We start from the raw sequence: 26664 nt of genomic DNA, 5'->3' as shown, positions 1-26664 counted from the left end.
TGTCAAAAAAAATACCATTGTTGGTGGAAGTGACAAACTGACATTTTTTAGGGGGTCGAAAATACTCCAAATGCCATTGTGTGTATTGAAATTCTCCCAATGGCCTTATGATCAATATCATTATATTCCAATATATTTTTATTTAAATTGGATGTAACTAAAATTATTTCCCATATTTTAGATTTTATAATAGAAAAAGAGGGGAGCCTTGGCTCCCTAATAACTTAATTTTCCAACAGATGTTCAATTCAAAAATAACGGGTCTTGGTTACTATGTACCAAAAAATGTGGTTACCAACGATGATTTGTCTAAAATAATGGACACCAATGATACTTGGATTCAGGAGCGTACCGGTATCCAGGAAAGACGGCATGTTAAAAAAGGCGACGGGGATACCACTACCACTATGGGGGTTAAAGCGGCAAAGATTGCTATAGAACGTTCTGGAATAGATAAAAATGATATCGATTTCATTGTTTTTGCCACATTGAGTCCCGATTACTATTTTCCTGGTCCCGGGGTCTTGGTACAAAGGGATTTGGATATAAAGACTGTTGGAGCCCTGGATGTGCGCAACCAATGCTCTGGATTTATTTATGCCTTGTCTATTGCCGATCAATATGTAAAAACTGGGATGTATAAAAATGTTTTGGTAATCGGCTCCGAGCTACATTCCCATGGCCTTGACATGACTACCAAGGGTAGGGGGGTATCGGTGATTTTTGGCGATGGGGCCGGGGCTGCCATCGTAAGTAGGGAGGAAGACACCCAGAAGGGCATTCTTTCCACCCATTTGCATTCCGAAGGACAGCACGCCGAGGAATTGTCCCTTATAGCACCAGGAATGGGAAAGCGTTGGGTAACGGATATTTTGGAGGATAATGACCCCAACGATGAGTCCTATTTGCCCTATATGAACGGCCCATTTGTTTTTAAGAACGCGGTGGTCCGTTTTAGTGAAGTAATCATTGAAGGATTAAAGGCCAACAATCTTGAGGCAAAGGAAATAGATATGTTGGTGCCACATCAGGCCAATCTGAGGATATCCCAATATATCCAAAAGAAATTCGGGCTAGGGGATGATCAGGTATTCAATAATATTATGAAATACGGCAATACTACTGCGGCTTCCATACCCATTGCTTTGACCGAAGCTTGGGAGCAGGGAAAAATCAAGTCTGGGGATTTGGTAGTGCTAGCCGCTTTTGGTAGCGGATTTACTTGGGGCAGCGCTATAATAAGGTGGTAAAGGATTCAAAATTATAATATATAAAAACAAAACCCGGAACATATGTCCCGGGTTTCTTTCATTGATAGACTATACTAAACACTAACCATTAACTATAAATATATAGCGTTATCAATGACCAAAATTTTTATATACACCTTAAAGTACGAATATTCCATTACCTTCTTACAAGTATTAACACACTTTAACTTCAATATAGTAGAGTGTTAATACCAATTTTTGGGTGCCGTTCTTTTAAAGAAATAAGCCAATAAATTCAAATTGCATTGCGGCTATAGGACTGGGGGAACTATGCCTTGAACAAAATAAGGGTTAATTATTTTATTATCAAAATATACCACTCACAACTTTATCTTAATTTCCTGTAAAACGACTTTAAATTGATAGCATTTAGTATTAATAAATACAAGTCTCAGGGAGTGGATTGTGAAATGTATGTTGTGGGGTGTGTGTTTAATTTGTTGTAAATCAGAATGTAAGAAGATTGTTCCTTGTGTTGGTTCCATATGCCTTGTTACACCTGTGTGAATTAGGGGTCAATTTGATGGACTGTTTTGAATCTGAAAATTATTTATAACGTATTGAGTTGCCTATCGATGAAAGGTTATTTGTTTCGACAAATGGTAAGCAGATATTGGGAAAGCATTTACAGTGGAAAATGGTACGATAAGAAAGGTGATTTGCCAACATTCAATTTGCAGGGCATATTCACATTTAAAACTAATGGCAAGTATTTATCGTTGGGCCTTGATGATATGAATTGTAAAATGCTTGAAATTTACTTTTAGTGGGAATGCCTTAAATTAATGGTATAAAATTGTAATTTTGTGGTTATGGAATTTTCATCTAAATTATTGGAAAATGCGGTCTATGAGATGTCCCAATTACCAGGTATAGGAAAACGTACCGCGCTGAGGTTGGTCCTACATCTCTTAAAACAGCCAAAGGAGCAAACCGCTAGATTGGCAAATGCATTGATCAATTTAAAGGACAATATCAAATTCTGTAAAAATTGCCATAATATTTCCGATGTGGAGGTGTGTGAGATATGTTCAAACCCCAGAAGGGACGAAAGTCTTGTTTGTGTGGTAGAGGATATTCGGGATGTGATGGCCATAGAGAATACAGGTCAGTTTTTAGGGTTGTACCATGTCCTAGGAGGGAAAATCTCCCCTATGGAAGGTGTTGGGCCCCAGGATCTGTCTATTTATTCCTTGGTGGACAAAGCAAAACGAGGAAAAATAAAGGAATTAATATTCGCATTAAGCTCTACAATGGAGGGGGATACCACCAACTTTTATATTTACAGGCAATTAGAAGGTCTGGACATAAAAACTTCAACCATTGCAAGGGGCATTGCGGTGGGAGATGAATTGGAGTATGCGGATGAGGTAACTTTGGGGAGAAGTATTCTGAATAGAATTCCGTTTGAGAATTCATTAAAAGTATAGGAGTTGTTAGTAAAAAGAATGAATAAAAATCAAAAATACGACCTTTTATTTGTTAGTTTTGCAATTTATTAATCATTACAAGTGTATTAAATAAGGATATGTCAAAATTTGAGCTAAAATTACCACAAATGGGAGAAAGTGTTGCAGAGGCAACACTTACCTCATGGCTGAAGGAAGTTGGCGATACCATAGAAATGGATGAAGCCGTTTTTGAAATAGCCACGGATAAGGTAGATTCTGAGGTTCCTAGCGAGGTAGATGGCATTTTAGTGGAGAAATTATTCAAAATAGACGATGTTGTTAAAGTAGGCCAGACCGTTGCCATTATAGAAATAAATGGAAGCGGATTAGAGTCTGATAATGAAAGGGATGGTCATAGTGTTTCTGTAAAGGATGATGTTTCGAACAAAGTGGTAGAGGAATTGGAAGTTGCGGTTTTGAGTGCCAAGGAAAGTACTAGCGCGCCGGTAATTGATTATAGTGGAACCGATCGTTTTTATTCTCCCTTGGTAAAAAATATAGCAAAGCAGGAGGGAATTACCTTGGCGGAGTTGGATACCATAAATGGCACTGGAAGTGAGGGTAGGGTAACCAAAAACGATATTTTGGATTATGTTGCTTCGGGCAAGGTGGGCCAAGGGCAGCCTTTTCAGGAGAAAAAGCAAGAGAATGCAATGCCTGTGGTAGAAATGGAGGAACAAGTTGCCAAACCTGTTCCCGACAAAAAGGAGGAAACAAAACAGGAGGAGGTTAAACCGACTTTGGAGAAGGAGCTGCCAATTAATGGCGACGAGCATATTCCTTTGACACGTATGGGTAAATTGATTGTCCAGCATATGACAGCAAGTGTTGCTACTTCGGCCCACGTGCAAAGTTTTGTTGAGGTTGATGTGACCAACGTGGTCAATTGGAGAAATAAGGTTAAGGATGCCTTTGAAAGAAGGGAAGGCGAGAAACTAACCTTTACCCCTATCTTTATGGAAGCGGTGGCCATTGCCTTAAAAAAGTATCCCATGGTGAATATATCCTTGGATGGCGATACCATCATAAAGAAAAAGAATATCAATATTGGTATGGCAGCGGCCTTGCCCGATGGAAATTTGATTGTTCCCGTGATTAAAAACGCCGATCAGTTAAATCTGGTAGGTATGGCCAAAGCGGTCAACGATTTGGCCAAGAGGGCAAGGGATAATGCGTTAAAACCAGATGAGGTGAAGGATGGTACCTATACCGTTACCAATGTGGGTACCTTTGGCAGTGTTTTTGGTACGCCAATTATCAATCAACCACAAGTTGGTATATTGGCATTGGGGGCTATACGTAAAATACCCGCAGTAGTCGAAACCAAAGAGGGCGATTTTATAGCCATTCGAAGTAAGATGTATTTGTCCCATAGTTATGATCACAGGGTAGTGAACGGGGCTTTGGGAGGAATGTTTGTAAAGGCTGTAGCCGATTATTTGGAGGCCTGGGACGAGAATAGGGAAGTTTAATAAATCCCTGGGATTGATTTATTTTCCTTGTTATTTTTAATTATGCTTTTTAGCATGGTTTGTTCCGCTGGTCTGTGGAGTTGTGTGTTTAATTCTGATGGATATTCTTGAATTTCCCTGCTTCTAAAAGGATTTTAAACATTTTGTGGGCTATTTTTAGTCAAAACCTTTGTAAAAACTATCTTTGTATAAAGAACCTACAACATGCAATTAAAGCTTACAAGACCAATTTGTTTTTTCGATTTGGAGACCACGGGAACTAATGTTGCCAAGGATAGGATAGTGGAAATAGCTATTTTGAAAGTGTATCCAAATGGAAATAGGGAGAGCAAAACATGGTTGGTGAACCCGGAAATGGAAATCCCTGCCCAGGTAGTTGCCATTCATGGCATTTCCAATGAAAAAGTGGCCAACGAACCTACATTTAAACAGCTTTCCAAGGAAATTTACAAAATGATAAAGGATAGCGATTTGGGAGGCTATAATTCGGATCGTTTTGACATTCCTCTGTTGGCCGAGGAGATGCTCAGGGCCGAAATAGATTTTGACATGAAGAATACGGTTTCTGTGGACGTGCAGACCATTTTCCACAAAATGGAGAAAAGAACCTTGGAAGCTGCCTATAAGTTTTATTGCGATAAAGACCTTGTGGATGCCCATAGTGCTGAGGCCGATACCATGGCTACTTATGAAGTGCTATTGTCGCAATTGGACCGTTATCCTGAATTGGAGAACAATATTAAAAAGCTATCCGAATTTACTACTAGGAAACAAGCGGTTGATTTTGCGGGCTTTATTGTGTTGGATGAAGAGGGGGAGGAGATTTTTTCCTTTGGAAAGCATAAGGGCAAAAAGGTGCATGCTGTTCTGGAAAAGGAACCTGGGTATTTTGGTTGGATCTTAAATGCCGATTTTCCATTGTACACAAAAAAGGTTTTGACCCAAATAAAATTGAGCAAATTGAACAACAAATTGGGCTAAGGATTTGGTATAATGGTAGTTACCGATTTTCAAAAAGGTTACTTGCCCTACTTTTCCAAAACAAATGCCCAAAGTCAATTGCCGAACATCACTCTGTAATATGAAGATTATTTGCATTGGTCGCAATTATGTGGATCACATAAAGGAATTGAATAACGAGAGGCCTTCAGATCCGGTTTTGTTTATTAAGCCGGACTCGGCCGTTTTGCCTAAAGAACAGGATTTTTATATACCTGAATTTTCCGAGGATATACACTACGAAGTGGAAGTGTTGGTGAAAATTAAAAAAGTAGGAAAGCATATAGATTCGCGATTTTCACATAATTATTACGATGAGGTGGGTTTGGGAATCGATTTTACGGCTAGGGATCTACAATCTCGATTAAAGGAAAAAGGATTGCCTTGGGAAAAGGCCAAGGGTTTTGATGGATCTGCGGTTATAGGTAAATGGTTGCCAAAATCCAATTTTGATGATGTAAATAATTTAAATTTCCAACTTAAAAAGAACAATATAGTTGTTCAGGATGGGAACACCGGGTTAATGCTTTGGAAGATAGATGATATAATTTCCTACGCGTCTAGTTTTTTTACTTTGAAAAAGGGAGACATTATTTTTACCGGTACCCCTGCCGGTGTTGGTAGAATAAGTGCAAATGATTATCTTTCGGGTACATTGGAGAATGAACAAATGTTCTCATTAAATATAAAATAGATGATTTATAATCTGGACAAGATAAATGAAATGGCAGAAGGTGATGATGAATTTATTAAATCTGTCGTAGCTGTTTTTTTGGAAGAAGTTCCTCAGGATTTGGATGAACTTGAGAAAGCATTGGGGGTAAAAAATTATGATAGCGTATATAAACTGGCACATAAGATTAAACCTAACGTAGATTTATTGGGCATGGAACAAACCCGAGAAATAGCCCTTCAGATAGAGACTTTGGGAAAAAAGGTAGAGGATACTGAAGAAATTGAGCGTTTGGTGCCATTACTTAAAAAGGACGTAGATCAAGTGGTTTCAGAATTAAAAAATGACTTTAGAATTTAATGTTTGCTGAAATCATAACTATTGGCGATGAGATTCTCATTGGTCAAATTATAGATACAAATTCGGCCTTCATTGCCCAGGAACTAAATAAGATAGGGGTTTCCGTATATCAGATTTCTTCAGTACAGGATGAAAGGCTTCATATTCTCGAAGCTCTTAAGGAAGCGGAATCTAGAGCCGACATTATTATAATAACGGGGGGATTGGGCCCTACCAAAGATGATATCACCAAACATACGCTGTGCGAGTATTTCAATGATACCCTGGTGGAAAGCAAGGAAGTGTTGTCCCATGTGGAGGCTATCTTTAAAAAACACTTGGGAATACCTTTGTTGGAGGTCAACAAAAATCAAGCCTTGGTGCCTTCTACGGCCGATGTACTCCACAATGAATTTGGTACAGCGCCCGGTATGTGGTTAAAAAAAGATGGAAAGGTCTTCGTTTCATTGCCAGGTGTACCCTTCGAGATGAAAAATTTAATAACATCCAAGGTCATTCCTAGAATAGTACAAGAGTTTAAGCGGCCTTATATTGTCCATAAGACCATTATTACCTATGGGATGGGGGAAAGTTCGCTGGCCGATAGGATATCCTCTGTGGAGGACAATCTGCCCAGTATGGTAAAATTGGCCTATCTACCAAGTCTTGGGTCCGTTAGGCTTAGACTTTCTGCAAAGGGAAACAATAGTGAGGAGCTAAACTCCATGGTGGAGTTGGAGGCGGAGAAAATTAGAAACCTCTTGGGCGATATTGTCTTCGGTGAGGAGGGGGGAGAATCTGTAGAATCGGTGATTGCCCAATTATTGACAAAAAAAAGGATGACAATGGGTACGGCGGAGAGTTGTACCGGGGGTAAAATAGCCCAACAGATTACGAGTATGCCAGGTGCATCCGCCTATTTTAAAGGGAGTATTGTAAGCTATGCCACAGAAACCAAGATAGAGGTCCTTAAAGTTTCCAAAACAACTATTGAACAATTTTCAGTAGTGAGCGCGGAAGTAGCCATTGAAATGGCCACTAATCTGCGAAATATGCTGAAGACCGATTTTGCTATAGCCACTACTGGGAACGCAGGTCCAACAAAAGGAGACTCGGATGCGGAGGTAGGAACTGTGTTTATTGCAGTTGCTAGCCCCGAAGCTGTGGTGGTAGAGAAATATCATTTGGGGAGCCAGCGTGAAAGAATTGTGCAAAAGGCTGTAAATAAGGCTTTTGAAATGCTTCGAAAAGAAATTTTAAAATTCTGACAAAGAATTTTGTCCGTCCCATAAAATTAATTTAAATTTGCACCCTGTTTATAACAAAATAAAAGTAGAGAGATGTCAAAAGTTTGTGATGTTACTGGAAAGAGAGCCATGTTTGGGAATAATGTGTCCTTCTCGATTAATAAAACCAGAAGAAGATTTGATGTAAATCTTTCTAAAAAGCGTTTCTATATTCCAGAAGAAGATCGTTGGGTAACCTTAAAGGTTTCAGCCAAGGCGCTAAAGAGTATCAATAAAAAAGGAATTTCCGTTGTTTTAAAAGAGGCAAAGGAAAAAGGGTTAATTAAATAATCCTGAAATACTAAGATTATAATGGCAAAGAAAGGTAACAGAATTCAGGTTATTTTGGAATGTACAGAGCATAAGGAATCTGGCATGCCAGGTACTTCAAGGTACATAACCACTAAGAACAAAAAGAACACTCCAGATAGGATGGAAATTAAAAAATTCAATCCTATTCTAAAGAGAATGACAGTTCATAAAGAAATTAAATAATACGTCATGGCAAAGAAAACGGTAGCGAGTTTACAAACAAGTTCAAAAAGATTGACCAAGGCCATTAAAATGGTTAAGTCGCCCAAAACAGGTGCTTACACTTTTATGGAGTCTGTAATGAGTCCGGAAATGGTAAACGACTGGTTGAAAAAAAAATAATAACCTAAATTTATTGGTTATAAAGCTACTTTCTGATGAAAGTAGCTTTTTTATTTTTATATCTTTGATGAAAAGGAACATGCCAAAAATATGAGTTTATTTAAGAAAATATTTTCTGCACAAAAAAAGGAATCTTTGGACAAAGGTCTGGAAAAGACCAAGACCAATTTTTTATCCAAACTTAGTAAGGCGGTAGTTGGAAAATCCAAGGTAGATGATGATGTTTTGGATAATTTGGAGGAAGTATTGGTTTCCTCCGATGTAGGTGTAAATACCACTCTAAAAATAATAGACCGTATAGAAGCTCGTGTATCCAAGGATAAGTATTTGGGGGTAGACGAGCTTAATGTTATATTAAGGGAGGAAATAGCAGGATTACTGTCCGAAACCAATTCTGGATCAGAAACCGAGTTTACGGTTCCCTTGATAAGAAAGCCTTACGTAATAATGGTTGTTGGTGTCAATGGGGTAGGTAAAACTACCACTATAGGTAAATTGGCCTATCAATTTAAAAAACAAGGTTTAAAGGTAGTCCTTGGTGCGGCCGATACATTTAGAGCAGCCGCAATAGACCAACTTCAGGTATGGGCCGATAGGGTAGATGTCCCTATCATAAAACAAAATATGGGCAGCGACCCTGCCTCTGTGGCCTTTGACACCCTGAGTTCGGCACTTAAGCAGAATGCGGACGTGGTAATTATCGATACTGCGGGTAGACTGCATAATAAGGTTAATTTGATGAATGAATTGACCAAAGTGAAGCGCGTTATGCAAAAGGTGGTTGAAGGTACTCCTGATGAGGTCCTCTTGGTTTTGGACGGATCCACAGGGCAGAATGCCTTTGAGCAGGCAAAACAATTTACCAAGGCCACGGAAGTAACATCCTTGGCAGTGACAAAATTGGATGGTACCGCTAAAGGTGGTGTGGTTATTGGTATTTCAGATCAATTCCAGATTCCGGTAAAGTATATTGGGGTAGGGGAAGGAATGGAAGATTTGCAGGTCTTTAATAAGATTGAGTTTGTGGATTCGTTTTTTAGTGGAAAAGAATGAAGATAGTCCGTCGATTATTGAAAGGAATATTTTTTTTACTTCTCCTGTTGTTTATTGTTTATTTTTTAGGTCCCAAAGTAGATAGGCCTGTATTGACAATTGATTTGCCAGTAGTGGAAACGGATTTAAATATACTGAACAACAATCTTCTACAAAGGGAAAAGGAAAATACAAAAATTAAGATCAATAACGAATCGCGAATAATTTGGTACGATTCTATCCCTGGAAAAACAGAATATTCTATTCTTTATCTTCACGGTTGGTCCGCCAGTCATGAGGAGGGTGCGCCTTTGCACAGGGAATTGGGGCAAAGATATGGTGCCAATGTATACTTGCCCCGTTTGGAAGGGCACGGAGTCCGGGAAGAACAAGCAATGCTTCACCTAACGGCTACAGACTATTTTGATTCGGCAAAGGAGGCTTTGGCCATAGCAAAACGGATTGGAAAAAAGGTTATTGTTATGGGGACTTCCACTGGTGGTACCCTGGCACTTTATTTGGCCCAAGGGGACAAGGATATAGCGAGCCTTCTTTTGTATTCCCCAAACGTAAAGATCTACGACCCGTCAGCAGTATTACTGTCGGGGCCTTGGGGATTGGAAATAGCCAAAACCATTATGGATAGCGATTTTTATGAATCTGAAGCGGATTCTTTAAAAAAGAGTTATTGGACAACAAGATACAGGGTAGAGGCATTGACGCAATTACAGGCCTTATTGGATGTAACAATGAAACCGGATGTCTTTCAGAAGATCCATCAACCCACTTTTTTAGGATATTACTATAAAAATGAGGAAGAACAGGATAAGGTGGTATCGGTCCCTGCCTTGTTGGAAATGTACGATGAATTAGGGGTAAAGAGCCATTTAAAGCGCAAAGTTGCGTTTCCACAAGTGGGTAACCATGTAATGACCTCTTATATAACATCAAAAGATCTGGAGTCCGTAAAAAGGGAAACCATAGGGTTCTTGGAAGAAGTGGTGCATCTTCACCCGGTCAAGTAAAGGTTTTGGGTTTCAATATAATTTAGTTGATTACGGCATTTATTTTTCCCCATAAATCATTATCAAAGGTAGATGGTCCCAATTCATCTTCATTGGCAGAATCGCCCATTCGTATAATTACCAATCCTTTACTGGGTACCACATATAGTTTTTGGTCAAAGGCACCTAGTCCGGCTATTAGGTCGTCCGGAGCATTGGGGATTAATTTGCCAGGGTATAGTTCTTCGGTACCGGGCAATCTAAAACTACTTTTTCCATTCAACCACCAGAGATAACCATAAGACTTGTTCAGTTCTTGGGAGGTCGTGGTCATGCTGGTGAAATAATTGGGATCGTCCAGAATTACGGTTTCGCCCCATATGCCTTTGTTCAGGTTCAAGAGTCCAAATCGGGCCATACTTCGGGCGTTGCTAAAGTACAGATTAAGATATCCTGTCTTTACCCAGGATCCCTGCATCCCAATCTTGTCACGGACCTTATTGTTAAAGTATTCCTTATACTCTTGATCAACAGCACCACTTATAATATTGTCCAATAAGGTATAGGTGGCATTATGGTAGTACCAAAAGCTGTTGGGATCATCTTTGTAAATCAGGCATTCAGCATCAGTGCAAAAATTATTTTCTACGGTATAATCCAGCCCAGTTGTCATGGTGAGATGGTTTTTTACGGTAATCTGCGCCTCTTGCGCTGGGCTAAGGGAAGACCAGCCCGTTCCCATATAGTCCGATGAGGGATGGTCCAGGGCAAGATGTCCCTCTTTTTGGGCAATTCCCACAGTAAAGGCGGTCAAAGTTTTGGCTGCCGAGTTCCAGGAGTGATTTTTTGTAGCGTTGAAACTTCCAAAGTATTTTTCCATCACAATTTTTCCATCCTTCAATAAGATAAAGGCCTCTGTTTTATTTGTTTCCAGGAAGTCATATAGTGGTTGTTCCGCATTTGAATTCCAATCTAGCTCTTCCAGGGACACAGTTTTCCATTCGTCGGAATTTAAGGGTGGAAAATACAGGGCTTCCTCGGGTGGAATCGGGATTTGGTCATCATTGCCTTTGGAGCATCCCATTAAATTGCAAATCAGAAATAAACCGGAAATAAAAAGTTGGGTTTTCATAGGGCTTTATGAGTTAGAGCTCAATTGGTTATAAAGGTTTAACGTTAAAAGAATAAAAAAAGATATATTGGGACTACAATCTTTTTTCAAGTTGTACTTTTGCACTTTATTTGAAAAATATGCGTACTAAATCACTTAAGAAGAATAGGATAAATGTAGTAACCTTGGGGTGTTCCAAGAATGTGTACGATTCAGAGGTGTTGATGGGACAATTGAAGGCCAACAACAAGGAAGTCGTACATGAAGAGGAAGGGAATGTTGTGGTGATAAATACATGCGGTTTTATAGCCAATGCCAAGGAAGAGAGCGTAAATACCATTTTGGAGTACGTTCAAAAAAAGGAAGCCGGGGAAGTGGATAAGGTATTTGTTACAGGTTGCTTAAGTGAACGTTATAAACCTGATCTGCAAAAAGAGATCCCTAATGTGGATGAATATTTCGGAACCAGCGAATTGCCCAATCTATTAAAGGCCCTGGGGGCCGATTACAAGCACGAACTTATAGGGGAGCGATTAACGACCACGCCAAAAAATTATGCTTATCTGAAAATTGCGGAAGGATGTGATCGTCCCTGTTCTTTTTGTGCCATCCCCATCATGCGGGGCAAACACAAGAGTACTCCTATAGAGGATTTGGTAATGGAAGCTAATAAATTAGCAGCCAAAGGGGTTAAGGAATTGATCCTTATTGCCCAAGATCTTACTTATTACGGATTGGACCTTTATAAGAAAAGGAATTTGGCAGAATTGCTGAACGAGTTGGTAAAGGTAGATGGTATTGAATGGATTAGATTGCACTATGCTTTCCCTACCGGATTTCCTATGGATGTCTTGGAAGTGATGAAACGCGAGCCTAAGGTATGTAATTATCTGGATATTCCGTTGCAGCACATTTCGGATGCCATATTAAAGAGTATGCGTAGGGGAACAACCCAGGCCAAGACCACAAAATTGTTACAGGACTTTAGGGCTGCGGTACCGGAAATGACCATTAGGACCACCCTAATTGTAGGTTATCCAGGCGAGACAGAAGAAGATTTTCAAACTTTGAAAAGTTGGGTGGAAGCAATGCGCTTTGAAAGATTGGGATGTTTTACCTATAGTCATGAAGAAAATACGCATGCCTATAATTTGGTAGACGACGTTCCCGAGGAGGTGAAACAACAAAGAGCTTCGGAAATTATGGAGCTCCAATCACAGATATCATGGGAGTTGAACCAAGAAAAAGTGGGTAAAACTTTACGTTGTATAATAGATAGAAAGGAAGGCAAGTATTTTATGGGACGATCGGAGTTCGATTCCCCCGATGTGGATAACGAAGTCTTGGTGGATGCGGCAAAGCATTATCTGAAAGTAGGGGAATTTGTTGACCTTCATATTTTTGAAGCTGCGGATTTTGACCTTTATGGAGAGCCAATTCAAGGTTGATCTGTTAAAATTAAGTTCCAACTCGTTGTAGCAGCCATACGATAATAGGTCCATGACCCCTTTGGGGCCTATTGGTTACATTAGAATCTTGAACTGTTAGTTCTAGCCTGTAAGTGGGAAATACGTCACTTTTTTTCATATTTTAGTCGAATAATAAACTTTAATATGAATCGCAGATCCTTTATTGCAGGAGCAGCCACAGCTAGTGTTGCAACAATCACATTGGCCAACACCGTGCCAATGGAAATTCCAAAAAAAGAAAAAAGATACCAAAATGGACAGAGTCCGTGGCCCATTTGTTTGGATACGGCGACCATAAGACCTGCCGAGGGTTTGGAAAAAAAGGTAGAGATTGCCATAGCTGCTGGTTACGATGCCATAGAACCATGGGACAGCGATTTGGAGGAATACGAGAAGAGTGGCGGCGATCTTAAAAAATTAGGCGCTAAAATAAAGGAAGCCGGATTGTTTGTGCCCAGTATGATAGGCCTGTGGGGTTGCATTCCCAGGAATGAGGAAGAGTTTCAAAAATCCTTACCAGCTACCAAAAACAGAATGAGAATGGCATCTGAAATAGGTTGTACCTATGTACAGGCCATACCCAATCAGGTGGGGGATAATTACGATGTTGGATTTGTTGCCTCTTGTTACCGAAGGTTATTGGAAATAGGAATTAAGGAGTATAATGTAATACCGGCTTTGGTATTTGTAAAGATGTTCCCTCTCAAGACCATGGGCCAGGCATCCGCTGTTGCCCTTGACGCCAATCACCCCAAAGCCAAAATAATACCCGATGTATATCATATGTATATTTCGGAAGGAGGTTTTGAAGGGTTAAGGCTTTTGAACGGTGATATATTTGCCATTTTTCAATTTAACGATGCTCCCAAAGGAATGGAAATGGCCGATATGGAGGATAAGCATAGGGTTTTTCCAGGTGACGGAATTTTACCGTTGCCACAAATATTGAAAGACCTTAAAAGCACAGGTTTTAACGGTTGTATTTCCTTGGAGCTGTACAATCCGGAGTACCACAGTATGGATTTGTTGGAGGTGGCCAAGACCGGCTTACAAAAGACCTTGAAAGTTATTAAAGAGGCGGGAGTTTAGCCTTTTTCCGCATCGGTAAAACAAGTGGCTTGTCGTAAAAGGTGATTCGTATTCCCAAGAGTAAAATAATACCGCCTAAAATCATTTGTAGGGTAATTAACTCGTTGAGGAATATCCAAGCCAAGATGGCGGCCAAGATGGCCTGCGCCAATAGACTTAGGGAGACTCTTGTGGCTCGCATATGTTGGGTGGAATAGCTTATGGACAACCATGCCAATAACTGGCAGACCAATCCTTGGATAAACAGTACGAACCAACCAATAGTTGAGAAGCCTGTAAAAGGCTCGTCCAGGGCATAGGACAGGATTCCTAAAAACAGGGAAGAAGATATTAGGCTTAGCGTCATAAAATTTACTATGGATGTCTTGGTCAGGACTTCTTTACTGATTAGAATATAGATGGCGTAGAACACCCCGGACAATAATCCAAAACTAAAGCCAATATCAAAAGAAAATTGGGCAAAGAATTTAAATCCGACCAAGGTGATCATCCCTAAGAGGGCAATTACGGTACCTATCCAAAAATTAATGGAAGGTTTAGGTTTTAAAAAGAAAAATGTACCGATGCCTACCCAAACCGGAGATAGGTTTGTCAGGAACGACGCTTGTGTGGCCGTGGATTCCTGAATGGCAATATTCCATACTGCCACGTCAGATCCAAAACATATTCCGCAAATAATAGTAAGCAATAATGTGCGCAGATCCGGGATTTTCAATTGTTTGGTAAATAGAACATAAGGCAAGATTATGCTTAGCGCGATAGCCATACGATAGAAGGCGGAAATAAGGCCCGGAGTATAATTCAGTTTCACCAATACCGGGAATATGGAAATACAAACTATTCCGATAATTAGGGCGATACGAGGTTTTGTTATCATTTTTGAAAAATGCCCAAAAATAGGAAATAAGAAGATTTGTTGCTGTCCTTAAACTAGTTAAATTCTTATAATATTGACATCCCCTAAATAATTACAAATTCAGATCCCGCGCAAGCTTGGTTTTGTAGGCCATTTATTATGCCATTCCCGGATATAGCTGTCCCCTTCGGCAATCATCTCTTGTGCTGTCTTGGTACGGCCATCAGGTGATATATAAGTGGCCTTGCTCAAAAACCAAGACGTAATCCCTTCAGCTGTAAACCAGGCCCAATAGATTTTTTCCATATTGGTTTTTTGTAAAGGGGGGGGCAAAATTTAAGGCTGTCATTGTCGTTGTTTTCTTGCTATTTCCAGATGATAGATCTCTCTGCCCAATTGAGCCAAAAACGGAAGTGCTATATCTTCGTATTCATAGGAGTTATCGTTAAAGATTTTATTTTTATTGGCCAAAAGAGTGGCAGTAAGTATAAATTCCACATTATTTTTACGGTCCCATATATAGGCACAATCCGTCACTGTGCCATAGGCATTGCCTACTTTATTGTATATTTTGAGATATTCTGGTATGGTATCCCTGGTATCTCCAAACATAAAAAACTTGCAATAGCCGTCGTAATAATCCATGTCATCGTACCCCAAATCTCTAGGAGGGTCACTCATGGCCTTCATGAGAAAACTATGTTGGTCGGGGCTAAGGTTGAATCGCTCACTTTTCGGGAATTGCTCCGGGAAAACTATCCTTTTTAAAACCTCGTTCTGGGCACTAATTGGAAAATAATTTTTTAAGTTAAAATCGAAGGGTTCCTTAATTAGGGTATTTTCTTCATAATGGGCCGTACCTTTTTTTATCCTGTTCAGGGCCAAGGGAACAGCAGGTTTGTTTACGCTCGGTTTTAACCAGCTTAGTGTAGTGTCGTTTAGGAAGACAATAAGTGGTTTTGTAGTAACCTCAAAAGCATTCTCCGTTGAAAGTCGATGGGAGATTCTCACCGGTGCAATACCCTTGTCCTTTAAACTCATGTTTATTCGGTCCTGTCCCAAAAATTCGAAAAGTCGATTATTGGCTTCATTGTCACTTACGGCAAAAATCTTGATAATTTCGTTGGCAAATGTTGTTTCAATGGAATCACCTTCCACATAAAACCGGGTGTAGCGGTCCAAGGAATCCATTTCATTCAGTTTTTCTAGGGCAAGTATGGCGGTTAGGGTTTTAACCGTGCTTGCCGGGTAGAAGTAGTTGCTGTCGTTAACCTGAAAATTGAAATCAGTAAAAATTATACTGTCCCTGTTCCTGTCAATTCGGGTATATCTTGCTTGCAGCTCATATTGGTCCAAGCTATCCATAACCTTTCTTATTTTGGAATTGTTGGAGGCCAGGGCTATTTTTAATAGGTCAGGATCCTCAGTATGGTGGGTACATGAGAAAAATAGGGTCGTTATTGGGAAAATGAAAATTAAGAATCTACTGCCCATGGGTTCTTTATATGGATTTAAGCTAGTCTATTGGAGTATAGACTTCACCGCGATGAGGCCTTAAGGCGTCCCTGACGGCAATCATCTGGGATTCGTTTACCACTAGAAATGCTATGGAGTGCATATTGGTAATGTCTGCACTTCCCGTAATGTTCAAGGTCATATTTTGGGTCAACACATATTCTTTAAGATGTATTTCATGATGTTTTGCTGTTTTTTGGGCCGCTTCACCCCTAAAATCCCAAATGAGTTTTATTTGTCTATCCGTCATGGAATAAAATTAATGATAAAAGCAATAATAATAGCAGTAAACCTTCCGATAAATGCTGGAGGATTTTATTGGGAAATGAGGACTTGCATAATGCTGCTTAATTGCTAAATTTGCGGAATGGATTTTTGTCAATTAAAGCTGGAAAAAGTATCAGTGTTTTTAGTAAGTGTAGTATTGTTATGCACTTTTATATCCTGTGATTCGCTTTTTAATAAGAAGGAAGACAAAATTCCTGTGGCCAGGGTAGGGGATACATATTTGTACAAGGAAGACCTAAAAGAGTTGCTTTTGACCAATATGTCCAAAGCGGACAGTACCTCTTTGGTGAACAACTATATTAACAATTGGGCTTATAAGCAGCTGTTGCTTTCCAAGTCCAAAATAAATCTACCCGAGGAGAAGCTGGAGCATTTTGAGCAATTGGTATCCAATTATAGAACGGATTTGTACACGGGTGCCTATAAGGAGGCACTGGTGCTACAATCGCACGATACGGCTATAACCCGTAACCAACTCACCGAGTTCTACGAACGCGAAAAGGAAAATTTTAAGCTTAAGGAACGGATAATACAGTTACGGTTTGTGGAATTGCCCACGCAATTCTTGGACAAGGATGTGGTTGCTAAGAAGTTAAAGGATTTTAAGGAGTCCGATAAACGCTATTTGGATTCTATAAGTGTGCAATTTAGAAAAGTGAATTTTAACGATTCTATTTGGGTAAATGTTTTTCGGGTAATGGAAGAGATTACTCCCTTAACTACTGAAAATCAGGACAAGTACTTAAAAAAATCACAATTTTTTGAATTACAGGACTCTTTAGGGGTATATTTGGTGAAGGTAAACGATATGTTGGATATCAACGATATTGCTCCCCTTACTTATATTGAACCTACCATTAAACAACTGCTTTTAAATAGAAGGAAGTTGGATTATATGAAAAAATTGGAGGTAGAGGTAATGGATGAAGCTATTAAAGAAAAAGAATTTGAAGTTTATGAACAAGGTAATTAAAACAGGTTTTTCCCTTTCTATTTTATTTTTGACAGGGATAATAAGTGCACAGGAATCGGAAGGTATGCCGGACACCCAGGTAGAACCGCAAGAGGTGAAGGTAGAGGAATCAATGGTTTCCAAGAACGATACTGTCAACAATTTTAAAAGAATTAAGTTGGACGGGATAGCTGCTGTGGTAGGGGATTATGTAATCCTGGAATCGGATATTGAAAAAACTTTGATAGATCTAAAGAGCCAGGGGGCTTCCACTGCCGATGTAACAAGATGTAGCCTTTTAGGTAAGCTAATGGAGGATCGTCTGTACGCGCATCAGGCTGTACAAGACAGTATATTGGTTTCGGATGATGAGGTAAATGCCCAAGGGGATCGACAATTGCAACAATTGGTTTCCCAAATTGGTTCTATGGAGAAAGTATTAAACTATTATAAAAAGGATGATGAGATCAGTTTTCGTGAAGAACTGTACAAGATTAACAAGTTGAGAATGCTTTCCGAAAAAATGCAGAACAAGATTGTTTCGGAAATAGAGATTACCCCGGAGGAGGTAAGACAGTTCTTTAATAAGATCCCGGTAGATGAGAGACCGATCTTCGGTGCAGAGTTGGAAATAGCCCAGATTGTAAAACAACCCAAGGCATCCGAAGAAGAAAAGCAAAAGGTTATAGATAAACTAAATGAAATTAGGGCAGATATTATGGAGAACGATGCCAGTTTTAGTGTAAAGGCAATTCTCTACTCCCAAGGACCGTCAAAGTCCAGTGGTGGACTTTTGGGAAGTATCACCAAAGAGTCGGGATATGTTAAGGAGTTTAAAGATGTAGTATTTAGTTTAAGGGAAGGGGAAATTTCGGAACCTTTTGAAACAATGTTTGGATACCACATTGTGTTTGTTGAAAAAATTAGAGGTCAGGAAAGAGATGTGCGTCATATAATTATGATGCCGGAAGTTTCCCAAAAAGAATTGGATAAGGCGAAAAATGAATTGGATAGTATTAGGCAGGGGGTGCTGGACGGTAAATTTAGCTTTGCAGCTGCAGCTCTGAACTTTTCCGATGAAAAGGAAACCAAGTTTGATGGGGGACTATTGAGAAACCCACAGGATTATAGTTCCCGTTTTGAGCTTACCAAAATGGAACCATCGCTCTATAACCAGGTGAGGGATATTAAGGACAATGAAATTTCCATGCCCATCTTGGAAAATGATCCTAGGGGAGGTGCTCCCAAGTACAAGATTATGAAAATCACCAATCGTTATGATGAGCATGTTGCCGATTTTGCAAAGGATTATATAAAGATCCAGGAATTGGCACTTAGGGAAAAGCAGTACAATGCCATTAAAAAATGGATGGACGAACATATTGAAGATACCTATGTGAGTGTTAATTCCGCGAATAAAGAATGTGATTTTGCAAATAATTGGGTAAAGGAATAAATGCATGTCAGACGTAGCGGCAATTAAGGCTCTAGTTGAAAAAAATAAGGTTCTAAAACAAGAAATAGCCAAAATTATTATTGGGCAGGAGGAAGTGGTAGATCAAATACTACTTTCTGTATATACAGGAGGGCACTCTTTACTTATCGGAGTTCCCGGTTTGGCCAAGACCCTCATGGTAAATACAATTGCCTCTGCTTTGGGATTGGGCTTTAAAAGGATTCAATTTACCCCAGATCTGATGCCGAGTGACATACTAGGGAGTGAGGTGTTGGATCAAAATAGAAATTTCAAGTTCATTAAGGGACCAATTTTTTCGAATATAATTTTGGCCGACGAAATAAACCGGACCCCTCCCAAGACCCAAGCGGCATTGTTGGAAGCCATGCAGGAAAGAGCGGTGACCATAGCTGGTAATCAATATAAATTGGATCTGCCATATTATGTTTTGGCAACGCAGAATCCAATTGAGCAAGAAGGAACTTATCCTTTGCCCGAAGCACAATTGGACCGTTTTATGTTCGCCATAGAATTAAAATATCCTTCCATTGAGGAGGAAATTAAGGTAGTAAAGGAAACCACATCGGATAATAAGCAAATAATTGTCCCCTTATTTACCCCAGGGGAAATAATGGATATTCAGCATTTGGTCCGTAGAATTCCAGTACCTGACAACGTGGTGGAATATGCCGTGAAGCTAGTGAACAGTACAAGGCCAAACCAGGACAATGCCTCGGAATTTGTAAAGCAATTCGTAGATTGGGGAGCAGGTCCCCGAGCTTCCCAGAATTTGATATTGGGAGCCAAGGCCCATGCCGCCGTACACGGTAAATATTCTCCGGATATCGAAGATGTAAAAGCAGTGTCCCTGGGTATCCTAAGGCACCGTATAATAAAAAATTACAAGGCGGAGGCCGAAGGAATTTCTGTAGAGCATATTATCCTCAAGCTTTTATAGCCAAACCTCATAGGCAAGGAAGTACTACTTTTCATGGTATTGAAAAACTGTAATTTATTGCATTTCCATTCCAATTAGTGCATTCTTTTTTACAATTACATAAATTTGGCGTATTCTTGGGGTATTCTTGGTTTAAAAGTTTTATAAACGTAAGGTATTTTCTTAATTTTGAAGAATAACTTAAACTAAAATTTTATAGATAATGGCATTCGATATTGATATGATTAAAAAGGTGTATGCCAACATGTCTGAACGTGTTGATAAGGCACGTGAAATTGTTGGCAAACCCTTAACCCTTTCAGAGAAAATTTTGTATTCCCACTTGTGGGAAGGCAATCCTGACAAAGCGTTTAGAAGAGGTAAGGACTATGTTGATTTTGCACCGGATCGAATTGCCTGTCAAGATGCTACAGCCCAAATGGCGTTATTGCAATTTATGCAAGCCGGAAAGCCAAAAGTGGCAGTTCCTACCACCGTACATTGTGATCACCTTATACAGGCAAAAAGTGGTGCGGTGGCCGATTTAAAAGTGGCCAATACTTCCAGTGCCGAAGTCTTTAATTTTTTGGAATCCGTATCCAATAAGTACGGAATAGGTTTTTGGAAGCCCGGTGCAGGTATAATTCACCAAGTAGTTCTTGAAAACTACGCCTTTCCGGGAGGAATGATGATAGGGACGGACTCCCATACCGTTAACGCCGGGGGTCTTGGAATGGTAGCCATAGGTGTTGGTGGCGCAGATGCCGTGGATGTGATGGCCGGAATGGCTTGGGAGCTTAAGTTTCCAAAATTGATAGGAGTAAAGTTAACGGGTAATATCTCTGGCTGGACATCTGCCAAGGATGTTATTCTTAAAGTAGCAGGTATACTTACCGTAAAGGGAGGTACAGGAGCTATTATAGAATATTTTGGAGAAGGGGCAAAAAATTTGTCATGTACCGGTAAAGGTACCATATGTAACATGGGGGCTGAAGTTGGGGCCACCACTTCTACATTTGGATATGATGCCTCCATGGAAAGATATTTAAGGGCCACGGATAGAAACGATGTGGCGGATGCGGCAAATGCGGTCAAGGATTACCTTACGGCTGATCCAGAGGTATATGCCAATCCTGAAAAATATTTCGATGAAATTATTGAAATAGATTTGAACACACTTAAACCACATCTGAATGGTCCGTTCACCCCTGATTTAGCTACTCCGGTAGGGCAGTTGGGAGAAAAGGCCAAAGCGAATGGATGGCCTTTAAAAGTGGATTGGGGACTTATAGGGTCTTGTACCAATTCTTCATATGAGGATTTGACCAGGGCTGCCTCCATTGCTCAACAAGCTGTTGATAAAAAGATAAAGCCAAAATCCGATTTTGGAATCAACCCAGGGTCCGAGCAAATTAGATTTACGGCGGAACGGGATGGTTTGTTGCAGATATTCGAAAATTTAGGGGCCACTGTATTTACAAATGCATGTGGACCATGTATAGGGCAATGGGACCGTAGTGATCTAAAAGGCGATGAGAAGAATACCATAGTACATTCCTTTAACCGTAACTTTTCCAAAAGGGCGGATGGAAATCCAAATACCCACGCCTTTGTAGGTTCCCCGGAAATGGTGGCGGCCATAGCTATTTCAGGTCGTTTGGATTTTGATCCAATGAACGATACCCTCATCAATGAAGATGGCCAAGAAGTTAAGTTGGACGAACCCTTGGGGATTGAATTGCCCCCAAAAGGATTTGAAGTGGAAGATGCAGGTTATTTGGCACCCATGGAAGATGGTACAGGGGTTCAGGTAAAGGTAGATCCCAAATCAGAACGTTTGCAATTGTTGGAACCCTTTACTCCTATAAAACCAGAAAGTCTTCAAGGCGCTAAACTATTGATCAAGGCATTTGGTAAGTGTACTACAGACCATATTTCCATGGCTGGTCCTTGGTTGCGTTTTAGAGGTCATTTGGATAATATTGCCAATAACACCTTAATTGGGGCAGTAAATGCCTTTAATAAAAAAACAAATTTCGTTAAGAATCAATTAACGGGAGAATATGGTGGTGTTCCTGATGCCCAACGGGCTTACAAGGCGGCTGGGATAAAAACAGTGGTTGTGGGAGATCATAACTACGGAGAAGGATCTTCTCGTGAACATGCCGCAATGCAGCCAAGACATCTCGGCGTTGCAGTGGTAATCGTGAAGTCTTTTGCCCGTATCCATGAAACCAACCTTAAGAAGCAGGGAATGTTGGGGCTAACCTTTGCCAATGAAAGTGATTATGACTTAATTCAAGAGGATGACACCTTCAACTTTGTAGATATAAAGGATTTTGCACCAGAAAAACAAATTACCTTGGAAGTGGTACATAAAGATGGTTCTAAGGACACAATAAAATTGAACCATACCTACAATCAATCGCAGATTGAATGGTTTAATGAAGGCTCTGCCCTTAACGTGATAAAGAGGGAGAACGCAGCTTAAAATTGTGTTGTAAATACTTTGTAAAAACTCCTGATATTCATCAGGAGTTTTTTAGTTTTGACAAAAGGATAAATTAAATGAAAATTCGAAAAAAAACTGTTTTGAACATCGCTGTAATGGCTTTGATTTTATCTTTTTTTGTGACCCCTTTAGGGGATTATAGTAAGGTGTTGTTAAATAAATGGTTCTCCTTTTCGCCAGAAGTGACTAAAGAAATAAATAGGGGACAGATCAAGGATTACGATTGGAAACTAAAGGATGCCAATTGGAATTTTTTCAATTTTAAGAAATCCAAAGGTCGTGTTGTCTTTATCAATTTTTGGAGGTCATGGAATATTCCGAGTGAAGCCGAAGTGGAGAGTATACAAAAACTATATGACGATTATAAGGGAAAGATTGATTTTTATATCATTACCAATGAGGAAAGGGAGCCGGTAGAGAAATTTATGGCAGATCATGGTTTTACCTTTCCGGTGACCTATTCCATAGTGGGCGATCCCATGCCAGTGGATGGTTCCAAGCCACCACGGTCCTATTTGCTGGATAAGAAGGGAAGGATTGTGATTAGCAAGGAAGGGGTAGCGGATTGGGACAATGATAAGGTAAAGGCCATTCTGGACGATCTTATTGCTAAATAGATGCTATATGGTTCCCAATAGGAAATGGATTTTTAACGGTGTGCTTATTCTGGCTGTACTTGTACTCCTTTTTACTCCAGTAGGTTTTTATATAAAAGTATACGTCAACCGCATTTTGGCATTCAATCCTACACCAGTTGAAGCACGTGAACAACAACTTATAACGGACTATCACTGGAAATTACAGGATTTGGAGAATAGCGATTTTAATTTTGAGCAAGTAAAAGGCGAGGTAGTAATGATCAATTTCTGGGCTTCTTGGTGTCCTCCATGTGTGGCGGAAATGCCATCGCTACAAAACTTATATAGGGATTATGGCGATAAGGTAATTTTTATGTTTGTAGCTCAAGATCAACAGAAAAGGGTGGAAAAGTTCTTGAAAAAAGGAAATTATGAATTGCCTGTTTATTATGAGAATTCCACCACTCCAAAACAGCTTTTCTCTAAAAGCATTCCATCTACTTACATCATTGATAGGGGTGGAAGAATTGTGGTGGCAAAGACAGGCGCTGCCGATTGGAACAGTAGTGAAACAAGGATGCTTTTAGATGGGCTGTTGGGCCGGTAGTAATAGGGGTTGGTTCTATTTATCTTTTTTCTGGAAATATTTAAAGGGTACCATTAACATTCCAAAACATTCCCCATCCTCTTTTCCCAAGTGTTTATGATGCATTTTGTGTGCCCTCCTCACCCCTTTGGCATACCAATTATTTGCATTTCTAAAGAATTTAAACCTTTGGTGTATAAAAATATCATGCACCAAGAAGTAAGCGGCGCCATAAGCCAATATTCCAAAACCTAAGGGCCATCCGTACCAAAAATCGGTTTGGGAGCCCAGCCAAAAGAAAGTCATACTGACCCCTGCGTAGAACAAAAAAAAGGCATCGTTTCTTTCGAACCATGAATCATGATCCTTTTTATGGTGGTCCCTGTGCAACGACCACAGGAATCCATGCATTATATATTTATGGGTAAACCAGGCCATAAATTCCATAAAGGAAAAAGTAGCAAAGAAAATTAAGATCCAAATCAACATTTTCATTCTAAACCAGTTTAAATTTATAGTCAATATACGATTTAGCCAATAATCTAAATTTACGTAGGTTGGAAACCCGTATTCTGGAAGACATGATCTTCGATGATGGCGTGTCCTCCAGTTTTTTCAATAGCTTAAAATAATATCGATATGCCGTAAAAACACCAAATTTCGCTTCCTTGGGCAAGCGGATTATTCCAGAATAACCCAACTTGAAATCAGCTTTTATTTCATTGACAATTTTGTTTTTGGCATCTTCGGTCATATTGTGGAGATCGGTGTTCGGGAAATAGGTCCTGTTCAAAACTTCAAAATCGGTTTTTAAATCCCTTAAAAAGTTTACTTTTTGAAAAGCAGACCCCAAAGCCATGGCGGAGGGTTTAAGTTTTTCGTACTCTGCTTTGTTGCCCTTTACAAATACCCTTAGGCACATTAAGCCAACTGCATCGGCGGAGCCATAAATATATTCCTGATATTGGCTATCCGTAAGACGAATCCTTTTCTCTAAATCCATCCGCATACTTTTTAGGAATGAGGTTATCAAATGCAAGGGGATGTCATATTTGTGGAACGTATGTTGAAAGGAGTTTAAAATGGGATTAAGGCTTATTCTTTGTTCAAGGGCATCATTTAAATCCTTCTCAAATTTATTCAATAGATACAACTTATCATATTCATGGAAACTGTCCACAATTTCATCGGCAAATCGGACGAAGCCGTATATGTTGTATATATCCCCTCTAATGGAAGTAGCCAACATTTTAGTGGCTAAGGAAAAGGAGGTGCTATAATGTTGTGTAACGAGCTTACTGCAATCTAGGGAAACGGCATCAAAAATTGACTTCATAAATTATTTTTTTTGATGTTCAACAATAAGTTCGGAAACCAGTTTTCCGGAAATTAAGGCTGGCGGTACACCGGGACCAGGTACGGTAAGCTGCCCGGTAAAAAATAGATTGTTCACTTTTTTACTGTGCAGTTTGGGCCTAAGAAAAGCGGTTTGCAAAAGGGTATTGGCCATGCCATAGGCATTTCCCTTATAGGAATTGTACTGATCTATAAAGTCATTTACACAAAAGTCTTCCTTAAACAGCATGCTATTTTCTACTTTTTGTCCGGTAAGTTTTTGAAACCTGTTTAAAATAATTTCAAAATACTTATTTCGGAGATCCAGGGTATCTTCCAGACCTGGGGCTATTGGAATTAAGAAAAAGCCCGTTTCACAACCTTTTGGAGCCATGCTGGCATCGGTAATGGATGGAAAGTTGGCGTAGAAGAGGGGTGCTTCGGGCCATTTGGGGCTGTCATATATTTCTTTGGCGTGTTGCTCAAAGCTGGTGTCGAAAAATAGGTTATGGTGGGATACATTTTGCAGTTTTTTATCAAAGCCCACATAAAACAACAAGGAAGATGGGGCAAAGGTCTTTTTGCTCCAATAGGCCTCCGAGTATTGGCGATATTGCTGGTCCAACAGTGTTTCTGAATGGTGATAATCGGCACCACTTAGTACAATATCTGCCTTAATGGTGTTGCCGTTAACTTTAATGCCTGTGGCCTTACTCCTGGTTACTTCAATCTTGGTTACCGTTTGATCGGTGTAGATTTTGACTCCCAGTTCCTTGGACAAAAGCTCCATAGCCTTAATTACTTGGTACATTCCACCTTTGGGATGCCAAGTGCCCAGTCCAAAATCGGCAAAATTCATAAAACTATAAAAGGATGGGGTTTTGTTGGGTTTCGCCCCTAAGAACAGCACTGGAAATTCCAGGGTAGCAATTAGTTTTGGATTTTTAAAACGTTTGCGGACCTCTTTACTTATAGATTTAAAGAACTGGTCCAGACGTACTATGGTATCTTTAGTGATCAATTCCATAGGGGAAAGGCCTGGGCGAAGTACTATTTTGTGAATCGCAATTTCGTAATTGTCCTGGGCTTTTTTAATGAATTTTCGCAAAGGTTCCGCACTTCCCTTTTCTATTCGTTCAAATTCTCTGCAAATTTTATCCATACTATCCCCTATGGTCATCACATCGTCTGAAAAGAAAATATTATATGCAGGATCTAGTTTGTCCAGTTGATAAAAATCCGATGGACTTTTTCCAAAATCATTGAAAAAGCTTTCAAATATATCTGGCATCCAGTACCAGCTCGGCCCCATATCGAATGTGAAACCGTCACGTATAAATTGCCTTGCCCTACCTCCAACAGTTTTGTTTTTCTCATAGATGGATACATCAAAGCCCTGTTTTGCCAAATAGCAGGATGCAGAAAGGGATGCAAACCCAGATCCAATGATGATAACACTTTTGCCCATAGGTATTTATATATAATTTCGGCACTTCAATTTTGCTAAACGTCCGATTATGAAAATAAGGCTTATTTTCCGAATATGTAGCGCAAATTTTGTAATTGATGGCTTGCAATCATTTCCTTATACGATATATGTTTGACCAAGCGCGAATTTCAAGGCATCAGGGCGCAATTCAGAGACGTTAGAAATACAGAATTCTTCCTATTTAGGTTAACTCAATTATTTGCATAAATATCCAAATACCCAGAAATTGTACTTGATCCAAAATGTTCTTGATCCTTGTTCTTGATCAGGAAATAGGGTGTGGGAATAAAAAAAACCGCCAACCTCATTT

At 39.7% G+C, this 26664-nt stretch carries 28 protein-coding genes; 20 read left to right on the top strand and 8 right to left on the bottom strand.

The genetic code is table 11. The features are described from left to right. Positions 1-239 precede the first annotated feature (239 nt). From QSE00_RS17430 to QSE00_RS17375, 12 genes are all read left to right on the top strand, one after another. The gene (locus QSE00_RS17430) at positions 240-1250 is read left to right on the top strand and encodes a 3-oxoacyl-ACP synthase III family protein (RefSeq protein ID WP_286106912.1); all 1011 of its coding nucleotides are present in this window, start codon (positions 240-242) and stop codon (positions 1248-1250) included. A gap of 833 nt (positions 1251-2083) precedes the next feature. Then, positions 2084-2701, top strand: a complete 618-nt coding sequence (recR, locus tag QSE00_RS17425; protein WP_110358138.1) for a recombination mediator RecR — start codon at positions 2084-2086, stop codon at positions 2699-2701. A gap of 98 nt (positions 2702-2799) precedes the next feature. Further along, positions 2800-4194, top strand: coding sequence for a dihydrolipoamide acetyltransferase family protein (locus tag QSE00_RS17420; protein WP_286106911.1), 1395 nt, complete (start codon positions 2800-2802; stop codon positions 4192-4194). 204 nt (positions 4195-4398) lie between these two features. After that, complete coding sequence (locus QSE00_RS17415) at positions 4399-5175, top strand: 3'-5' exonuclease (protein ID WP_110358136.1); 777 nt, start codon at positions 4399-4401, stop codon at positions 5173-5175. Between the two features lie 100 nt (positions 5176-5275). Continuing rightward, positions 5276-5887, top strand: coding sequence for a fumarylacetoacetate hydrolase family protein (locus tag QSE00_RS17410; protein WP_110358135.1), 612 nt, complete (start codon positions 5276-5278; stop codon positions 5885-5887). Next, positions 5888-6226: an Hpt domain-containing protein gene (locus tag QSE00_RS17405; protein WP_110358134.1), complete on the top strand. Its 339-nt coding sequence runs from the start codon at positions 5888-5890 to the stop codon at positions 6224-6226. After that, positions 6226-7473: a competence/damage-inducible protein A gene (locus QSE00_RS17400; RefSeq protein ID WP_110358133.1), complete on the top strand. Its 1248-nt coding sequence runs from the start codon at positions 6226-6228 to the stop codon at positions 7471-7473. Before QSE00_RS17405 ends, QSE00_RS17400 begins: the two co-directional genes overlap by 1 nt. Before the next feature lie 72 nt (positions 7474-7545). Continuing rightward, positions 7546-7782, top strand: coding sequence for a 50S ribosomal protein L28 (rpmB, locus tag QSE00_RS17395; RefSeq protein ID WP_031444792.1), 237 nt, complete (start codon positions 7546-7548; stop codon positions 7780-7782). A gap of 21 nt (positions 7783-7803) precedes the next feature. Then, positions 7804-7986, top strand: a complete 183-nt coding sequence (rpmG, locus tag QSE00_RS17390) for a 50S ribosomal protein L33 (RefSeq protein ID WP_031444791.1) — start codon at positions 7804-7806, stop codon at positions 7984-7986. 6 nt (positions 7987-7992) lie between these two features. After that, positions 7993-8145 (top strand): DUF4295 domain-containing protein, encoded by a 153-nt coding sequence (locus QSE00_RS17385; RefSeq protein WP_110358132.1) that lies wholly within the window; start codon positions 7993-7995, stop codon positions 8143-8145. A gap of 90 nt (positions 8146-8235) precedes the next feature. Then, positions 8236-9198, top strand: coding sequence for a signal recognition particle-docking protein FtsY (gene ftsY / locus QSE00_RS17380; RefSeq protein WP_110358131.1), 963 nt, complete (start codon positions 8236-8238; stop codon positions 9196-9198). Next, on the top strand, positions 9195-10202 hold the full coding sequence (locus QSE00_RS17375) for an alpha/beta hydrolase (RefSeq protein WP_286106910.1): 1008 nt from the start codon (positions 9195-9197) through the stop codon (positions 10200-10202). The genes ftsY and QSE00_RS17375 overlap by 4 nt, the downstream gene beginning before the upstream one ends. A gap of 22 nt (positions 10203-10224) precedes the next feature. On the opposite strand, the gene QSE00_RS17370 is transcribed toward QSE00_RS17375, so the two are convergent. Next, positions 10225-11313 carry a serine hydrolase domain-containing protein gene (locus tag QSE00_RS17370; RefSeq protein ID WP_286106909.1) on the bottom strand — a complete coding sequence of 363 codons (1089 nt, stop codon included), beginning with the start codon at positions 11311-11313 and terminating at the stop codon, positions 10225-10227. A 119-nt stretch (positions 11314-11432) separates the two neighbouring features. Between QSE00_RS17370 and rimO the strand changes: the two genes are divergently transcribed. After that, a complete protein-coding gene (gene rimO / locus QSE00_RS17365) occupies positions 11433-12740 on the top strand; it encodes a 30S ribosomal protein S12 methylthiotransferase RimO (RefSeq protein ID WP_286106908.1) in 1308 nt (435 codons plus the stop codon). 165 nt (positions 12741-12905) lie between these two features. Further along, entirely contained in the window at positions 12906-13850 is a 945-nt protein-coding gene (locus QSE00_RS17360) for a sugar phosphate isomerase/epimerase family protein (protein ID WP_286106907.1), read from the top strand. Here QSE00_RS17360 and QSE00_RS17355 read toward each other — a convergent pair. The 4 genes from QSE00_RS17355 to QSE00_RS17340 all read right to left on the bottom strand — a co-directional run bounded on the left by QSE00_RS17355 (position 13831) and on the right by QSE00_RS17340 (position 16471). Then, positions 13831-14727, bottom strand: coding sequence for a DMT family transporter (locus QSE00_RS17355; protein WP_286106906.1), 897 nt, complete (start codon positions 14725-14727; stop codon positions 13831-13833). The genes QSE00_RS17360 and QSE00_RS17355 overlap by 20 nt on opposite strands. A gap of 99 nt (positions 14728-14826) precedes the next feature. Continuing rightward, on the bottom strand, positions 14827-15012 hold the full coding sequence (locus QSE00_RS17350) for a hypothetical protein (RefSeq protein WP_286106905.1): 186 nt from the start codon (positions 15010-15012) through the stop codon (positions 14827-14829). 39 nt (positions 15013-15051) lie between these two features. After that, a complete protein-coding gene (locus QSE00_RS17345) occupies positions 15052-16200 on the bottom strand; it encodes a serine hydrolase (RefSeq protein ID WP_286106904.1) in 1149 nt (382 codons plus the stop codon). Positions 16201-16222: 22 nt separating this feature from the next. After that, positions 16223-16471, bottom strand: a complete 249-nt coding sequence (locus QSE00_RS17340; protein WP_110358123.1) for a hypothetical protein — start codon at positions 16469-16471, stop codon at positions 16223-16225. A gap of 117 nt (positions 16472-16588) precedes the next feature. Between QSE00_RS17340 and QSE00_RS17335 the strand changes: the two genes are divergently transcribed. From QSE00_RS17335 to QSE00_RS17310, 6 genes are all read left to right on the top strand, one after another. Beyond that, complete coding sequence (locus QSE00_RS17335) at positions 16589-17482, top strand: peptidyl-prolyl cis-trans isomerase (RefSeq protein WP_286106903.1); 894 nt, start codon at positions 16589-16591, stop codon at positions 17480-17482. Beyond that, positions 17466-18917 (top strand): peptidylprolyl isomerase, encoded by a 1452-nt coding sequence (locus tag QSE00_RS17330; protein WP_286106902.1) that lies wholly within the window; start codon positions 17466-17468, stop codon positions 18915-18917. Before QSE00_RS17335 ends, QSE00_RS17330 begins: the two co-directional genes overlap by 17 nt. A gap of 4 nt (positions 18918-18921) precedes the next feature. Then, on the top strand, positions 18922-19875 hold the full coding sequence (locus QSE00_RS17325; RefSeq protein WP_110358121.1) for an AAA family ATPase: 954 nt from the start codon (positions 18922-18924) through the stop codon (positions 19873-19875). Positions 19876-20077: 202 nt separating this feature from the next. Beyond that, entirely contained in the window at positions 20078-22345 is a 2268-nt protein-coding gene (locus QSE00_RS17320; protein ID WP_110358120.1) for an aconitate hydratase, read from the top strand. A gap of 77 nt (positions 22346-22422) precedes the next feature. Beyond that, entirely contained in the window at positions 22423-22983 is a 561-nt protein-coding gene (locus tag QSE00_RS17315) for a TlpA family protein disulfide reductase (RefSeq protein ID WP_286106901.1), read from the top strand. A 7-nt stretch (positions 22984-22990) separates the two neighbouring features. Beyond that, positions 22991-23551, top strand: a complete 561-nt coding sequence (locus QSE00_RS17310) for a TlpA family protein disulfide reductase (protein ID WP_286106899.1) — start codon at positions 22991-22993, stop codon at positions 23549-23551. A 15-nt stretch (positions 23552-23566) separates the two neighbouring features. On the opposite strand, the gene QSE00_RS17305 is transcribed toward QSE00_RS17310, so the two are convergent. Genes QSE00_RS17305 through QSE00_RS17295 form a run of 3 tightly spaced genes read right to left on the bottom strand, consistent with a single transcriptional unit; the run spans position 23567 to position 26333 of the window. After that, positions 23567-24025 carry a sterol desaturase family protein gene (locus tag QSE00_RS17305; RefSeq protein WP_110358117.1) on the bottom strand — a complete coding sequence of 153 codons (459 nt, stop codon included), beginning with the start codon at positions 24023-24025 and terminating at the stop codon, positions 23567-23569. 1 nt (position 24026) lies between these two features. After that, a complete protein-coding gene (locus QSE00_RS17300; RefSeq protein ID WP_286106898.1) occupies positions 24027-24866 on the bottom strand; it encodes a phytoene/squalene synthase family protein in 840 nt (279 codons plus the stop codon). A gap of 3 nt (positions 24867-24869) precedes the next feature. Then, positions 24870-26333, bottom strand: a complete 1464-nt coding sequence (locus QSE00_RS17295) for a phytoene desaturase family protein (RefSeq protein WP_286106897.1) — start codon at positions 26331-26333, stop codon at positions 24870-24872. Positions 26334-26664: the final 331 nt, after the last annotated feature.

The organism is Arenibacter flavimaris (assembly GCF_030291335.1).
In the GTDB taxonomy this organism is placed as follows: Bacteria; Bacteroidota; Bacteroidia; order Flavobacteriales; family Flavobacteriaceae; genus Arenibacter.
This window is presented reverse-complemented; position numbering and strand designations above follow the sequence as displayed.

Coding starts and splice junctions, on each gene's coding strand:
- QSE00_RS17430 (WP_286106912.1), top strand. CDS start 240: ATGTTCAATTCAAAAATAACGGGTCTTGGTTACTATGTACCAAAAAAT.
- recR (WP_110358138.1), top strand. CDS start 2,084: ATGGAATTTTCATCTAAATTATTGGAAAATGCGGTCTATGAGATGTCC.
- QSE00_RS17420 (WP_286106911.1), top strand. CDS start 2,800: ATGTCAAAATTTGAGCTAAAATTACCACAAATGGGAGAAAGTGTTGCA.
- QSE00_RS17415 (WP_110358136.1), top strand. CDS start 4,399: ATGCAATTAAAGCTTACAAGACCAATTTGTTTTTTCGATTTGGAGACC.
- QSE00_RS17410 (WP_110358135.1), top strand. CDS start 5,276: ATGAAGATTATTTGCATTGGTCGCAATTATGTGGATCACATAAAGGAA.
- QSE00_RS17405 (WP_110358134.1), top strand. CDS start 5,888: ATGATTTATAATCTGGACAAGATAAATGAAATGGCAGAAGGTGATGAT.
- QSE00_RS17400 (WP_110358133.1), top strand. CDS start 6,226: ATGTTTGCTGAAATCATAACTATTGGCGATGAGATTCTCATTGGTCAA.
- rpmB (WP_031444792.1), top strand. CDS start 7,546: ATGTCAAAAGTTTGTGATGTTACTGGAAAGAGAGCCATGTTTGGGAAT.
- rpmG (WP_031444791.1), top strand. CDS start 7,804: ATGGCAAAGAAAGGTAACAGAATTCAGGTTATTTTGGAATGTACAGAG.
- QSE00_RS17385 (WP_110358132.1), top strand. CDS start 7,993: ATGGCAAAGAAAACGGTAGCGAGTTTACAAACAAGTTCAAAAAGATTG.
- ftsY (WP_110358131.1), top strand. CDS start 8,236: ATGAGTTTATTTAAGAAAATATTTTCTGCACAAAAAAAGGAATCTTTG.
- QSE00_RS17375 (WP_286106910.1), top strand. CDS start 9,195: ATGAAGATAGTCCGTCGATTATTGAAAGGAATATTTTTTTTACTTCTC.
- QSE00_RS17370 (WP_286106909.1), bottom strand. CDS start 11,313: ATGAAAACCCAACTTTTTATTTCCGGTTTATTTCTGATTTGCAATTTA.
- rimO (WP_286106908.1), top strand. CDS start 11,433: ATGCGTACTAAATCACTTAAGAAGAATAGGATAAATGTAGTAACCTTG.
- QSE00_RS17360 (WP_286106907.1), top strand. CDS start 12,906: ATGAATCGCAGATCCTTTATTGCAGGAGCAGCCACAGCTAGTGTTGCA.
- QSE00_RS17355 (WP_286106906.1), bottom strand. CDS start 14,727: ATGATAACAAAACCTCGTATCGCCCTAATTATCGGAATAGTTTGTATT.
- QSE00_RS17350 (WP_286106905.1), bottom strand. CDS start 15,012: ATGGAAAAAATCTATTGGGCCTGGTTTACAGCTGAAGGGATTACGTCT.
- QSE00_RS17345 (WP_286106904.1), bottom strand. CDS start 16,200: ATGGGCAGTAGATTCTTAATTTTCATTTTCCCAATAACGACCCTATTT.
- QSE00_RS17340 (WP_110358123.1), bottom strand. CDS start 16,471: ATGACGGATAGACAAATAAAACTCATTTGGGATTTTAGGGGTGAAGCG.
- QSE00_RS17335 (WP_286106903.1), top strand. CDS start 16,589: ATGGATTTTTGTCAATTAAAGCTGGAAAAAGTATCAGTGTTTTTAGTA.
- QSE00_RS17330 (WP_286106902.1), top strand. CDS start 17,466: ATGAACAAGGTAATTAAAACAGGTTTTTCCCTTTCTATTTTATTTTTG.
- QSE00_RS17325 (WP_110358121.1), top strand. CDS start 18,922: ATGTCAGACGTAGCGGCAATTAAGGCTCTAGTTGAAAAAAATAAGGTT.
- QSE00_RS17320 (WP_110358120.1), top strand. CDS start 20,078: ATGGCATTCGATATTGATATGATTAAAAAGGTGTATGCCAACATGTCT.
- QSE00_RS17315 (WP_286106901.1), top strand. CDS start 22,423: ATGAAAATTCGAAAAAAAACTGTTTTGAACATCGCTGTAATGGCTTTG.
- QSE00_RS17310 (WP_286106899.1), top strand. CDS start 22,991: ATGGTTCCCAATAGGAAATGGATTTTTAACGGTGTGCTTATTCTGGCT.
- QSE00_RS17305 (WP_110358117.1), bottom strand. CDS start 24,025: ATGAAAATGTTGATTTGGATCTTAATTTTCTTTGCTACTTTTTCCTTT.
- QSE00_RS17300 (WP_286106898.1), bottom strand. CDS start 24,866: ATGAAGTCAATTTTTGATGCCGTTTCCCTAGATTGCAGTAAGCTCGTT.
- QSE00_RS17295 (WP_286106897.1), bottom strand. CDS start 26,333: ATGGGCAAAAGTGTTATCATCATTGGATCTGGGTTTGCATCCCTTTCT.